At 53.9% G+C, this 13,732-nt stretch carries 14 protein-coding genes; 4 read left to right on the plus strand and 10 right to left on the minus strand.

Translation table 11 applies throughout. The annotated features are described in order from the left end of the window. Positions 1-32: 32 nt before the first annotated feature. The 6 genes from CCY01nite_RS05490 to CCY01nite_RS05515 all read right to left on the minus strand — a co-directional run bounded on the left by CCY01nite_RS05490 (position 33) and on the right by CCY01nite_RS05515 (position 4,139). Positions 33-695: a CBS domain-containing protein gene (locus tag CCY01nite_RS05490; protein WP_146858558.1), complete on the minus strand. Its 663-nt coding sequence runs from the start codon at positions 693-695 to the stop codon at positions 33-35. 112 nt (positions 696-807) lie between these two features. Beyond that, on the minus strand, positions 808-1,593 hold the full coding sequence (locus CCY01nite_RS05495) for an alpha/beta fold hydrolase (RefSeq protein ID WP_146858559.1): 786 nt from the start codon (positions 1,591-1,593) through the stop codon (positions 808-810). A gap of 59 nt (positions 1,594-1,652) precedes the next feature. Further along, positions 1,653-2,204, minus strand: coding sequence for a CvpA family protein (locus CCY01nite_RS05500; RefSeq protein WP_146858562.1), 552 nt, complete (start codon positions 2,202-2,204; stop codon positions 1,653-1,655). Positions 2,205-2,211: 7 nt separating this feature from the next. Further along, entirely contained in the window at positions 2,212-2,664 is a 453-nt protein-coding gene (locus tag CCY01nite_RS05505; RefSeq protein WP_146858564.1) for a GatB/YqeY domain-containing protein, read from the minus strand. Between the two features lie 11 nt (positions 2,665-2,675). Beyond that, positions 2,676-3,023, minus strand: a complete 348-nt coding sequence (gene gldC, locus CCY01nite_RS05510; protein WP_146858566.1) for a gliding motility protein GldC — start codon at positions 3,021-3,023, stop codon at positions 2,676-2,678. 45 nt (positions 3,024-3,068) lie between these two features. After that, positions 3,069-4,139, minus strand: coding sequence for a glycosyltransferase (locus CCY01nite_RS05515; RefSeq protein WP_146858568.1), 1,071 nt, complete (start codon positions 4,137-4,139; stop codon positions 3,069-3,071). A 78-nt stretch (positions 4,140-4,217) separates the two neighbouring features. Here CCY01nite_RS05515 and CCY01nite_RS05520 point away from each other — a divergent pair, with 78 nt between their 5' ends. After that, a complete protein-coding gene (locus CCY01nite_RS05520) occupies positions 4,218-4,586 on the plus strand; it encodes a VOC family protein (RefSeq protein WP_222614313.1) in 369 nt (122 codons plus the stop codon). Between the two features lie 103 nt (positions 4,587-4,689). On the opposite strand, the gene CCY01nite_RS05525 is transcribed toward CCY01nite_RS05520, so the two are convergent. Both CCY01nite_RS05525 and CCY01nite_RS05530 read right to left on the minus strand, forming a co-directional pair. Continuing rightward, positions 4,690-5,127: a hypothetical protein gene (locus tag CCY01nite_RS05525; RefSeq protein ID WP_146858570.1), complete on the minus strand. Its 438-nt coding sequence runs from the start codon at positions 5,125-5,127 to the stop codon at positions 4,690-4,692. A 76-nt stretch (positions 5,128-5,203) separates the two neighbouring features. Then, the gene (locus tag CCY01nite_RS05530; RefSeq protein ID WP_146858572.1) at positions 5,204-6,346 is read right to left on the minus strand and encodes an ABC transporter permease; all 1,143 of its coding nucleotides are present in this window, start codon (positions 6,344-6,346) and stop codon (positions 5,204-5,206) included. Positions 6,347-6,596: 250 nt separating this feature from the next. Between CCY01nite_RS05530 and CCY01nite_RS05535 the strand changes: the two genes are divergently transcribed. Further along, entirely contained in the window at positions 6,597-7,589 is a 993-nt protein-coding gene (locus CCY01nite_RS05535; RefSeq protein ID WP_146858574.1) for a terpene synthase family protein, read from the plus strand. Positions 7,590-7,604: 15 nt separating this feature from the next. Here CCY01nite_RS05535 and CCY01nite_RS05540 read toward each other — a convergent pair whose 3' ends face one another. Further along, on the minus strand, positions 7,605-8,750 hold the full coding sequence (locus CCY01nite_RS05540; protein WP_146858576.1) for a glycosyltransferase: 1,146 nt from the start codon (positions 8,748-8,750) through the stop codon (positions 7,605-7,607). Between the two features lie 5 nt (positions 8,751-8,755). Beyond that, positions 8,756-9,562 carry an alpha/beta fold hydrolase gene (locus CCY01nite_RS05545; RefSeq protein ID WP_146858578.1) on the minus strand — a complete coding sequence of 269 codons (807 nt, stop codon included), beginning with the start codon at positions 9,560-9,562 and terminating at the stop codon, positions 8,756-8,758. A gap of 81 nt (positions 9,563-9,643) precedes the next feature. On the opposite strand from CCY01nite_RS05545, the gene CCY01nite_RS05550 reads away from it, so the two are divergent. Continuing rightward, entirely contained in the window at positions 9,644-11,437 is a 1,794-nt protein-coding gene (locus tag CCY01nite_RS05550) for an acyl-CoA dehydrogenase FadE (protein ID WP_146858580.1), read from the plus strand. Between the two features lie 113 nt (positions 11,438-11,550). Next, positions 11,551-13,305: an N-acetylmuramoyl-L-alanine amidase gene (locus tag CCY01nite_RS05555; RefSeq protein ID WP_146858582.1), complete on the plus strand. Its 1,755-nt coding sequence runs from the start codon at positions 11,551-11,553 to the stop codon at positions 13,303-13,305. Positions 13,306-13,732 lie beyond the last annotated feature (427 nt).

A 13,732-nucleotide genomic window follows, 5' to 3' on the forward strand; every position in this document is an offset into this window, starting at 1 on the left:
GTTCTTCTTTAAAAATAAGGTATTTGGGGAAATTACATGCTGATGTAGTTCATGAGCAGATCGTAGTTCTTTTTGAGCAGATCTTCTTCCAGCTCTTCGCTGAACATGTATTTAATGCTATAGTTGAAGCGTTCGAAGGTAGCCACGAGGCCCTGCAGTTCCTGGCGGTTGGTCTTCAGCAGCACTTCCAGCTTCGCGGTGTTCGGGTTGGTAATAGTGTTTACGCTCAGCAGGGTAACATCGTTGCTTTCGGCGATGCGCGCGATCTCGCTGAGGCTGTAATCCCGCGGTTCCACTTCGAGCACCAGCAGGCCGCCGGCTTCTTTCACGCCGTTGAGCTGCGCGAGGATGGCGAGCAGGTTATCTTTTGTAATGAGCCCGAGGTATTCGTTATCTTTTGAAACAACGGGCAGTACGGACAATTTATGATCGTAAAACAGCTTGAGGGCTTCGAAGAAGTGGGCGCCTTCCATAATGGCCGGCTTGAAAGCGTTGTTGGGCGCGGTTTCCAGCAGCTGGTCCGGGTCTTCCCAATCCATCACGTCTTCTTCCTCCACCAGCGCCAGGTATTTGTTATCCACCACTACCGGCAATTGCGTAAGATGATATTCATTCATCAGGCGTAATGCTTTAGCGCCGGTATCCATCGGATGCAAAACCGGCACAATGGTAGATATGAGTTCCTGTGCCAACATAATTAATCGTGTTTCTGCTACAATAATAGCAAAGAATATTCCAATACCCTGACACTTACGTGTTAAAAATTACGGGAACACGGAGCAATGGCGCTGCAGCAGGGATGAACGGTCAGCCGGCATTGGCGCCAACGGCCTTGCTGTTAAGCCTTTTGAGGAAATCGTGCATGATCCTGTTGAATTCATCCGGCACTTCCATCATGGGGGCGTGGCCGCATTTGTCGATGAAATGCAGTTCCGAGTTGGGAATGAGTTTATGGAACTCTTCACCCACCATGGGCGGGGTGATCGTATCGTTATTGCCCCAGATGAGCAGTGTAGGCGCTTCAATCGTCCGCAGTTCTTCGCCGAGATTATGACGGATGGCGGATTTGGCCAGGGTGATGATCTTGATGACTTTCAGGCGGTTGCTGGTGATCTCGAACACTTCATCTACCAGCTCTTTGGTAGCCATGGCGGGATCGTAGAAGGTCAGTTCCGTTTTTTTCTGAATGTATTCGTAATTGCCGCGCTTGGGGTATGTTTCGCCCATACCGTTCTCAAACAGGCCGGAACTGCCGGTAAGGATGAGGGATTTCACTCTTTCCGGGTGTTTCAGGATGTACACGAGGGCCACGTGGCCGCCGAGGGAGTTTCCCATCAGGTGATAGTTCGTGTAGCCGCGGGTTTCAATGAATTTGTGCACGTATTTGGCCAGGCCGCCTACGGAGGTTTCCAGGATATTCAGATCAAACAGGGGCAGCATGGGAATCACCACTTTATTGTAGGCTTTGAAGTATTCCAGCAGACCGCTGAAGTTACTCAGGGCGCCGAATAATCCATGCAGCAGAATCACCGGCTCTCCTTCTCCTTCTTCAATGAACCTGAATTTGCCCTGTGTTTTGATTTCGTAATTCATTACCTATGCTTGAAGTCAATTTTGCGCTAAAATAATTCTTTTTCTTAATTCAAATAATCTCAAAGATGAGGGGGTTGAGCAGGTAATTCTTTTGCGGCATGTTCAAAAAAGCTTTCCAGTTCGCTGAACACGTCGCGGAAAACAGGGAGCACCTTTCCGATATTCTCCATGACCTTCGGGCCGACCGGCTCAATCCACGGATACACAACGGATTGCAGCTTGATTTCGGGGCTGAGCCAGTACAGCTGGTTCGCCAGCCAGAGCATGACGCTGAACACAACCGTGTATACGGCTCCGTAGAGCAATATCCCGCCGAGGCGGTTCAGCCATCCGAGCATGGACCATTGTATGATCTTTTCCAGGAAAGCCGCGCCGAGCCTTACAATGATCACTACGGTCAGGAAAATTGCGATAAAACAAAGAACGGGCCACCAACGGCCATGCATACCCGATTGTTCCAGCCAGGAGGCCAGTACAGCGGAGAGCTTCAGCGCCGCCGCCAGCCCCAGGATGAATGCCACAAGGGAGAACACCCCCACGATCAGGCCGCGGGAGAATCCTTTGTAGACCGCAAAGGCCAGGATGATGGCAAACAGAACGTCAATGGCCACGTGCCGGTTATTTGGTCAGTAATTCCTTCACCAGCGCGGAAATGGTCTTCCCATCCGCTTTGCCGGCGAGCTGTTTGGTGGCCGCACCCATCACCTTGCCCATATCCGCCGGGGAAGATGCGCCGGTAGCGGCAATAATATCTGTCAATGCCGCGCGGATCTCCGCTTCGTCCATCTGCTTCGGCAGATAGCGTTCGATCACGGCCAGCTCTTCTTCTTCTTTCTTTGCGAGGTCTTCCCGGTTCTGCTGACGGAAGATCTCCAGGGAATCCTTGCGCTGCTTGGCGAGCTTTTGCAGGAGCTTCTGCTCGTCCGCTTCCGTCAGTTCCCCGCTGCCGCCTTCTGATGTTTTTACCAGCAATACGGCCGCCTTGATCGCGCGGAGCGCCCGCAATTCTGCTTCTGCTTTCGCCAGCATGGCGGTTTTAATAGCGTCGTTGATATTCTTTTCTAATGACATATGGTTTTGTTTTACTGGTCCTGGTTCTTCAGTTTTTCTTCGAATTTCTTGTAAAAGTCCGTTGCAAAGGCGCGCATGTCGTTGGCGAGGTCTGTGTACGGCGTGGCGCGCTGGTAAGTGTCCGCCATGGTCATCATGGTCTGGTAAAAGAAATCCGCCATTTCATCCACCATCATTTCTTTTGTCCACAGATCTATCCGCAAAGCGGTTTTATCCGCTCCGTCCCAGAAAGCCACCATCATGGCCTTTGCCTTGTTCATGCGGTCCGCGGTACTGTCGGACGCTGTCCATTCGATGCTTTCGGGTACCTTGTTCTCATCCAGTGCTACCTGTATCTGTATGGAAGATTTCTTTATCATGTATGTTTAATTTGAAAACGCAAAAATACGGTTTTGTCCGCTTGTTCAGGATGTGATGGTCCGGCCCAGCATAACGGCGGCATCGTCCCAGCTCGGGATATGCGGAATATGGGCCAGCAGGCGGCTTCGCAGCATCTCGTCCTTATACAGCGCGCCCATTTTTTCCGAAAGGTCGGTAATATCTCCCGCAACGGCATTCAGCGCGGCATCACCGCCGGCTTCGGTGGCGGCGCCGGCATAGATCACCACGGCGGGCACCTGGCAGCGCAATGCGGCATATACCGGCACGGCCAGCCCGTCAGCCCCGCCGGTGAACACCACGGCGTAAGCACCGGCCGTCAGCCGCGCCAGGATAGGCTCATCCGGCTTCTGCAGCCACACTACATCGTCCCGGAACTTATAGGTTTGCATCGCTTCCGCAATGTCTTCTCCATCGATCGTCAACCTGCCCGTGAGCACCAGCTTCATGCTGGAACGCAGCCGTTTTTTCAGAAGAGAAAAGGCTTTGAGGAGGGGAATGATGTTATTGTCCGGGTGAATACTGCCTACGGCGATGAAATATTCCATGCCGGCGGCGTACTCCCGTTTCACTTCTTCCCTTTCTTCCCAGTTGAGCGGCATATAGGCTTCGGAAACGCCCGGCGGCAGGAACTCTATTTTGTTATCCAGCCCCCCGAACCGCTTGTTCACCTGCTCCCGCATGAACTCCGAAAACACGGATATCCTGCTGAACCGGCGGATGAACTGCGATGCGGTGGCAGTGTCCAGCACGACGGCGTTCCGTGTAAGTACGAGGAATGCGGGCATATCATCCGGCACGGGCAATATTGCATCTATGCACAGCAGCCGGTCCACCTTGTGTTTCTTCAGCGCGCGCGGCCATTGACGGCGGCGCCAGATATACCGGCCGAGGCTGTTGTTCAGGTAAGGCTTCAGCTCCACCAGCCGCGCATTGGCGGGCAGGGGGCGGGGATGCGCGCCCGGCCCTTCCGCGATCAGGATGAATTCAGTTTCAGGATGCAGATTGCACAGGCGGAACAACATTTCACTGGCCACATTCCCGGTGTCCGCAGGCGTATCCTGCAGCAAGGGGGAAGCATTAACGGCTATACGCATGGTCTTGTCTTTCTTTTCAGCAGCTACAAACCTAGGGAAAAGGAGCTGAATATTTTACCTTTGAAATAAACACATTTTATGGCGCTCACCGGATTAAGACCCATGCTTTACACCGAAAAAATAGCAGAAACCATTGCTTTCTACACTTCGAAACTGGGCTTCACGCTGACACATGCCGCCCCGGGCTGGGCGACGCTCCGCCGGGACCAGGTGGAATTCCTGTTCTGCCTGCCGAACGCGCACCGCCCTTTTCAAAAACCGGACTGTACCGGGTCTTTTTACATCAATACGGATGATGTGGACGGGCTTTGGGAAACGTTAAAGGAGCAGACGGATGTAGTGTACGGTATTGAAAACTTTGCATACGGCATGCGGGAATTTGCTGTTTATGACAACAACGGGTATGTTCTTCAGTTCGGGCAGCCGGTGTGTGTGGCGGCGCAATGAGCTGGTTTGATCGCGGATGCCGTAAAGTGTTTTTGCCGCGAATCTGCTGCCGGATTCCCTGAAGCACTTCATTGCCGCGAACCTGCCGGCAGAGCGCCTTATCCTAAGGCACTTTATTCATCACCCCAAAGCGGAACGTTTTCGTATTACTTGGTTTTGTTTTCGATGTAACAGTAACAACGATCTTCGCGACCTGAAGGCTCGGGAGGTTGATCAGCGTTACGTTTGTGCTGCCGGTGTTGCCGGTTGCCACGGCGTTTTGCGCGATCACTTCGCCCGCGGGGTCCGTGGCCGTGATGGTGATGGTATAGCCTTCCGGTGGCAGCGGCGTGGAGGTGATGTTGAGCGTGAGTTCCAGCGTGGCGCCCTGAGCGGCGTTGTTATCCTGGTTCAGGTTGATGTTGGGGATGGTGACCGCCAGCTCGGCTTCCTGTGCGGGGGGCGTGACCGGGGTGGGATCATCCTTCTTCTTTTTCTTGCAACCGCCGGCCAGTACGGCCAGCGCGCAGCATATTATGAGGAAAAATTTCTTGTAGGGCATGATAAAGTTATGGTTGAAAACTTCATAAAATTAGAAAAAATAATAATGCTAATCAAGAGGCCGGCAAAAATAGGGGTCAGACACGTCCTTTTACGTCCATCGCGTCGCGGAGGCCGTTGCCGAGGAGATTGAAAGCCAGCACCAGCAGCATGATGGCGATGCCGGGCGCCAGGGCCAGGAGGGGGTTATGGGTGATGATGAAATTGTAGTTTTCCTTGATCATCAGGCCCCAGGAGGGTTGTGGCGGCTGCACGCCCACTCCCAAAAAGCTCAGCCCCGCCTCCACCACGATCGCCGAGGCGAAATTACTCGCGGCCACCACCATCACAGGCCCCAGGATATTCGGAAGAATATGCCGCAGCACGGTACGGGCGTGCCCGTAACCCAGCGCCCGCGTAGCCTCCACGAACTGCAGCTCGCGCAGGCTCAGCACCTGCCCGCGGATAATGCGGGCCACGTTCACCCACATCGTGAGCCCCACCGCAATGAACACCTGCCAGAAACCTTTGCCCAGCGCCAGCGTGATCGCAAAAACAAGCAGCAGCGTGGGCACGCTCCAGATCACATTGATGAACCACATGACGGCCTCATCCACCGCTCCCCGGAAATACCCGGCGGCCGCGCCAAGGAAAATACCGATCGTCAGTGAAATGACCACGGCAATGCATCCTACCCCAAGGCTCACCCGCGTACCCACCAGCAGGCGGCTGAGAATGTCCCGCCCGAACTTGTCCGTGCCCAGGCGGAAACGGCGCACCGCAATATGCTTTTCTTCCACTTCCCGCTGTAATGCAGCGGTATCCTTCACCGGCATGTTCTTCCCGTACACGACCCGCGTCAGCGCATACGCTTCTTCGAGGGTAGTTCCCTCATCCACATACCGCTCCACGATAACGGAATCTCCTTTGAACCGGTGCGACACCAGCGGAACGAGTATCGCATCGGCTTCCTTCCCGTACAACAGGTGATGGAACCAGCTGCGCTCCGGTGGCAGCGGCGACCGCCGCAGGGCCAGCATGCTGATCCGGAAGCCCGGCTTCTGCCCGCTGACCTCCAGCACCATGCGGTTCGCATAAGGCGTCTGGTCCGGCGCCAGGAAATATGCGAAGATACCCGCCAGCAAAGCCAGCATGATCACAATAAGCCCGGCCATAGCGCCTTTATTGCGCCGCAGCCGTTTCCAGGCTTGTTGGGAAAAAGATGATGCAGAACGGGCCATGGCAACCAAGTTAAAGCAAAGACGGGATTATTTCTTCATTTATCCGTGAACGTTATAGCCGCAAATTTTTATGCCGTCCCTCAAAATGCGTTTTATTATCCTCTTAAAATAGCTTAACTTTTTAGCAGACACAGATATACTTATGAACATTTAGCGACACAGACAAATTACCATCATTCATTAGCCGTTTACACCACCCTCGGACAAGTTTGGACGTAACCATTTTATATTAACCATTAAACATTTATTTATGCTTAAGACCAAAATCCCGCAGATTTTCTGCCCCTTCCCTTCTATGCTCAATCCCTTTGCCAAAGAAGCTGAACAGCACACTGCAGAGTGGGTGCATCATTTCGAGCTGGTACGTTCTGACAAAGCGCGCGAGCGCTTTCGCAGAGCGCGCTTTGCCATGTTATCTTCCCGTGCCTTTCCTGCCGCCGGCCGCTTCAAGCTTTGCATTGCCGCGGAATTCAACACCTGGCTTTTTCTGCTGGACGACAAGAACGACGAATCCCGCTTCGGTAAACGGGACTTCCTGGAAATGGTGCATTCCTTCGTTACCATGATCCTGCAAAACAACCAGGTGGTAGCGCCCGAAGAAGGCATGCCCCTCGCCAACAGTTTTGCTGACCTGTGGAAACGGCTGCGAAAGATCAGCAGCCCCGCCTGGCAGCAGCGCTTTCAGAAAAGCATGACCGATTATCTCGATGCATGCCTCTGGGAAGTGGACAACCGCATCCGCCACGAAGCGCCGTCCGTCAGCGATTACATTGAGAAAAGACCCTATACCGGCGCGTTGTATGCCGATATAGAGCTGATCGAAGTGCTGGAAAGCATTTACCTGCCCGATGAGGTGCGCCTGCATGAAACGGTGCAGCAGCTGGCCCTTGCCTGCAACAACGTGGTGTGCTGGGCGAACGATCTCTTTTCGTTCGACAAGGAACGGCGGCAGGGCGATGTGCACAATCTGGTAGTGGTATTGAAGGAAGAACGGGAGCTGGACCTGGAAGAGGCGCTGGCGGAAACCGCACGCATGCATGATGCGGAAGTGCGGCGTTTTATTAGTCTGGCCGACAACCTTCCTTCTTTCGGCAAGGAAGTGAACGAAGAGCTGGAACGTTATGTGGGCGTGCTGAAGGCATGGATGCGGGCGAACCTGGACTGGAGCTTCCAGGACACGGCGCGCTACCGCATGAACATTACCGAAACGGCGAATGGCAACTGGATGATCTCGCAGCACTAAACCTGCGAAGGGGCGCTATTTCACCTGGCGCCCCTTCCATTCATAGCTGCCGAACTTACCCAGCCATCCGGCCACTACTACGTAGATGATATGAAAAGGCTGTCCCGGAATGAACCAGGGCAGCAGGGAACGCTTTTGGAAAAATGCGGCCACCGGCGCTAGGAAAACCAGCTCGATCACGATCTTGTACACGAGCATGCCCAGCAGCCACAGCCGCACGTCCGGGCGGAAAATAGCCATCACGCCCAGCAACAGCAGGATCACATTCCACACGTACACCAGCACCAGCACACGGGTGATCCTTTTGTCCTCATACTTGTCCGCCTTGGAAGACCAGCGGATGCGCTGATGCATGAAAGCGGACAGGTTGTCCACCGGCAGCGTGCGCACCACGGCGTCGCGGCTTTTGAGGTACATCACCCCGTCAGGATATGCATGATAGATCTTGTACATCAGCAGCATGTCGTCGCCTGAGGCGATCATGTCGATCCCCATGAATCCGCCTACTTCCTCAAAAGCGCTCTTCTCATAGGCGAGGTTGGCCCCGTTGCACATGGTGCCGGTTTGCAGGTAGGCCACAGATCCGGTGATGCCCTGCATGGTCATGAAGTCGAGGGACTGCAGTTTCCGGAAAAAGCTGTTTTCGCGGTAGTAAGCCACCGGCGCGGCAATGAAGCGCGGATGATAGGTTTCGTAAAACTTCACGATCGTTTCCAGCCAGCGGGGGCCCATCACGCAGTCCGCGTCCGTCGTCACAATGAGATGGCCGGTGGCTTCGGCGATAGCCAGCTCGATCGCTTTTTTCTTGTAGGAATTGAGGCGCTGCGTTGCGTCCAGGTGATCGCGCATGCGGATAAGGCGGATATTTGAAGCGGGAAAATATTTCACCACATCGGCCGTGCCGTCTTCTGAAAAATCATCCACCACGATCACTTCGAACAGGTTGGCGGGATAGCTCTGCTGCTGCAGGGCTTCCAGCAATGCCGGAAGGTTCTTTTCCTCATCGCGGGCGGGGATAATAACGGATACCTTCGTATTGAACGTATAGGCGTGACGGTTAGGCACGAATAGCTTCAGCCGCCTCCAGCCATAAGTGTAGGAGACCATCAATATACCGTATAGAAATGCCAGGCCAAGGGTGATAATCAATAAGGCATACATGCTTACTAGTTCCTTAAATTTTTTCTGATGATAAATCCTGCTGATTCAGTCAGCAACTGATGTCCTGTATCCAGTATCACTATTTTGCAGGGAAAGCTCCCGTCAGCAAAACGCTCGCCGAGCACCGGCGGAATAATGCGGTCGAAACGCCCGAAAAGCATAACCGTATCAACATCGTAACGCGCCATCATTTTTTTACACCGCCGCCGGGACGGCATCATTTTACGCATATTGGTCCATACATCATATACAAGCCGGCGCTTCTTCAGGCTGTCCATCCGGTGCAGCGCAAATTTATACACACTTTCGTTCAGCAGTTTCCATTTTCGCCCGATGGAGAGCAAGCGGAAAAACAGGGCCGGGCGGTGCGTGTTGTACAGGAATACACGGTTACCGAGCCTCGTTTGCGTGGCGATCATATGCCAGGGATTGTCCTTCAGTCCGTCCGGTGCCAGCAGCACCACATGGTTGATCAGGGCGGCCATCCGTTCCACGATGCACATCACCAGCCTGCCACCCATACTATAACCCATTAGAGAGAATCTTTGTTTGCCAAACCGCTCCAATATTTTTTTTATCAGCGCTTCCAGGTCTTCCCGCTCCACATCCCGCCCCTCGTTCCAGGTAGTATGACCATGAAAGGGCATATCTAACGCTACGATAGTGAATATATTGCCCAAAGCCGGTTCCATGCAGGTAAAACGGGATGCGCTTTCACCGAAACCGTGAAAACAGATGAGCAATTCATCGCCGGAACCGGCAATAACACCGGAAAATTCACTTTGCAGGTATGGCAGGTTTAACGCAGGCATTGTTAACGAACGGCAATTTTAATCAACTTTTGCCAATTGGTATAATTCCGGTAAATTAGAAGCAGACTAAAATTTAGCAAGATGGATACCGCGGTTACCAGCAAAACAGCCCTGAAAGGCGCTGAATTCCTCGTCAAGGAAACAACTCCCTCCGAAATATTCATTCCAGAAGATTTTTCAGAAGAACAACGGATGATCCGTGAAATGGCGGAACAGTTCGTGGCGAAGGAAGTAACGCCGTTGCTGGACCGGCTGGATAAACTGGAGGAAGGGCTCATGCCTTCCCTGCTGGACAAAGCGGGGGAACAGGGCCTGCTCGGCGCGGCTTTCCCGGAAGCATACGGCGGGCTGGGTAAAGATTTCATCACCGCTACGCTGATCAATGAATCCCTCGGCGCAGGGCACTCCTTTTCCGTGGCAATGGCCGCCCATAACGGTATCGGCTCGCTGCCCATCCTCTATTTCGGCACGGAAGAACAAAAGCAGAAATATATCCCGAAACTGGCATCCGGCGAAATGAAAGGCGCTTACGCCCTCACAGAGCCCAATTCCGGTTCGGACGCACTCAGCGCAAAGACCACCGCAAAGCTCAGCGCGGACGGCAAACACTACATCCTCAACGGTCAGAAATGCTGGATCACCAACTCCGGCTTCGCCGACGTGTTCACCGTATTCGCAAAGATCGACGGCGACAAGTTCACCGCTTTCATCGTGGAGAAAGGCACACCGGGATTCACGCTGGGCGCGGAAGAACATAAAATGGGCATCAAAGGCTCGTCTACCCGCCAGATCTATTTCCAGGACGCGCAGGTGCCGGTGGAAAATGTGCTTGGCGAGATCGGCAAAGGCCACCTCATCGCTTTCAACATCCTGAACATCGGCCGGCTGAAACTCTGCGCCGCGGCGCTCGGCGGCGCCAAGGGCAGCCTCGATATTTCCATCCGGTACGCCAATACCCGCGAACAGTTTGCGCAACCCATTGCCAACTTCGGCGCCATCAAGCACAAGCTCGCTGAAATGGCTACCCGCATCTGGGTCTGCGAATCCGCGCTGTACCGCACCGCGCAGCTCATCGATCAAAAAGAACACCAGCTGCTGGCAGACGGCAAAGCCTTCAATGAAGCGCTGCTCGGCGCCGCGGAAGAATATGCCGTGGAATGCGCCATGCTGAAAGTGACCGGCTCCGAGGTGCTGGACTTTGTAGTGGACGAAGGTGTGCAGATACACGGCGGCAACGGTTTCAGCGATGAATACGTGATCTCCAAGGCTTACCGCGATTCCCGCATCAACCGCATCTTTGAAGGCACCAACGAGATCAACCGCCTCCTCACGCTGGACATGACGCTGAAGCGCGCCATGAAAGGCAAGCTGGACCTCATGACGCCGGCCATGAACGTAATGAAGGAACTGATGAGCATCCCCGATTTCGGCAACGGCGAAGAAAGCGCCTTTGCCAAAGAAACAAAACTCATCGCCAATATGAAAAAGGCCATTCTGATGACCGCCGGCGCGGCCGCGCAAAAGCTGATGATGAAGCTGGAATCGGAACAGGAAATACTGATGAACATTGCGGACATGGCCATTGAAACATTCAACTGCGAAAGCGCGCTCCTGCGCCTGATAAAGCTCACAGAGCAGCGCGGCGCCGAGGCCGTGGCCCTGCAGGCGGACATGGTGCGCAACTATCTCACCGACGCGGCGGACCGCGTGAACAAATCCGGTAAAGACGCCATCAACGGCTTCGCGGAAGGAGATGAACAGCGGATGATGCTGCTCGGCCTGAAACGCTTTACCAAAGCCGAACCGTTCAATACCAAGGAAGCGCGCCGGCGTATTGCGGACAAGCTGATCGCGGACAATAAATATACTTTCTGATATTCCCGTAACGATTTGCAGAAGGAACCTGAATGACAGGTTCCTTCTTTTTTTTGCACGGATATCCAACCCCTTTACCAGATGATTGTTATAAAGATTAATTTTATGCAGTTATGAACAAATGGTCAGGAGGAATCATGCTGCTGGCGGTTATGCTGGCAACACCATCGCTCGCGCAGGATAAAAGTTTTATCCGCCTTACACAACCCGGAAGACAGAACAGCTCGGTCACCACCGCCCGCCAGTTCCTCGTGGGCAGCACCTGCAAAGGCTGCAGCCTGTATGTGAATGATGAATTGCAGAAAGTGTATCCTACCGGCGCTTTTGCCATTGAGGTGGAGCTGGACGAAGGCAACAATCCTTTTGAGATCAAATCCCTCGGCCCCGGCGGCGATTCCTCATCGCGGACCGTGAGCTTCAGCTATCACCCGCCGCAGGAGCCGGTGCCGGTGACCTCCGTCAATATCGCTTACATTCAGACTTTCCCCGAAGGCAATCTCACCGTGGCCCCGGGGGACCTCATCAAATTCAGGGTGAAAGCCATTCCCGGCGGCACCATCACGGTCGGGCATCACTTCAAACTAACGGAACTGCCCGTCAGCGGCAGCCAGACGATGCCCGGCATTTACCAGGGCACCTACACCGTGCAGTGCAGCGACCCGATGATCACCGGCGGCGCTTTGCCCGTAGTGCTGCAAAGCGGCGATCAACAGATACGCAGAAACACCACCTACAGCTTCACCCTCACCGATCCGCAGGCACAGCCCGTCATTGGTAAAACCACCGGCGACGCGCCTTTTCTTAAATACGGCCTCGGGGAAGACCGGCTTGGCGGCGCGAAGATCGGTTACCTGGACACGGCCGTGCTCCTCAACATCACCGGCAAAGTAGGTACGGACTACCGGGTGAAGCTGGCCAAAAACCTCAACGCCTACATCCCCCAGGACCAGGTGAAGCTCCTCCCGCCCGGCAATTTCGCCCCCTCGTCATTAAGCAACTCCTGGCGCGTTTGGGGCGACGAACGGTTCGATTACGTGACCATCAGCTTCGCGCAAAAGCTACCCTACCGCACCACACAGGAAATAGCACCGGCCCGCATCGTACTGGATGTTTTCGGCGCCACGGCCAATACCAACTGGGTCACCCAGCTGGAAAACGCGAAGGAAATAAAGAACGTTTACTATGAACAGGTGGAAGATGATGTGTTGCGCGTGCACATAGAGCTGAAACATGCGCAGCACTGGGGTTACCAGGTGTACTACAGCGGCAGTGCGCTCACCGTGAAAGTAAAACGCCCGCCCGCAAAACCCGGTCTTGCCAAACTCACCATTGCCGTAGACGCCGGGCATGGCGGCAGCAACTCCGGCGCGCGCGGGCCTACCGGCGTATATGAAAAGGAAATGACGCTGGCCGTAGCCATCCAGCTGCAGAAAGCCCTGCTGGCGGAAGGCGCGAAAGTGCTCATGACAAGAGTGAACGATTCTTACGTGGATAATAACTACCGCATCGTTTCATACCGCGACAAAGATCCCGACCTCCTCGTCAGCATCCACCTTAACTCCGCCGGCGATCCCATCCGCGTAAAAGGCACCAGCACCTTCTACAAACATATCGGCTTCCGCCCGCTGAGCCAGCATATCTACAAACACCTGCTGGACCTCGGCCTGAAAGAATACGGTAACATCGGCAGCTTCAATTTTGCGCTGAACAGTCCCACCGAATACCCCAACGTACTCGTGGAAACCCTTTTCCTCAGCAACCCGGAAGACGAAATGCTGATCCTGGACCCCGGCTTCCGCAAACAGCTGGCGGACAAGATCGTGCTCGGCCTGAAAGATTTTGTGGCTGCGGGCGTGGCGATGCAATAAAGCCTCTTGCAGGTTTTCCCGAACGGCGGGATGCCTGACCTGCGGCAATAAAAAGGCCCCCGCAAAGGAGGCCTTGTAAATAACCGCAACAGTTTACCCGTTTGCGGCATTCCATATCCAGAACAAACCTGTTTTCAACAACCAGCTATCTGCACCCGCCGGTGGCGAACCGCGGATGCCCCGTAAAAGTGCCCATTCCCTTCAAGCAGGGCAATACTCATTTGTAGGTATTTTCAAAGGATTGACAGATTTGTGTCACGCCGTCCGATTATCCTACCATATTAGTAGATTAATAAGTATCTTTGCACGCGTTTATTTCGTAACTTTACCGTTATCATTTGATAAACACGCATTTATACCCGCCGGTACTTTGGAATATGGGGAAGCGCGGGTGAATTCGTAACTTTGAATCTTCAAACTATCCATA

The organism is Chitinophaga cymbidii, assembly GCF_007992715.1.
Taxonomy (GTDB): domain Bacteria; phylum Bacteroidota; class Bacteroidia; order Chitinophagales; family Chitinophagaceae; genus Chitinophaga; species Chitinophaga cymbidii.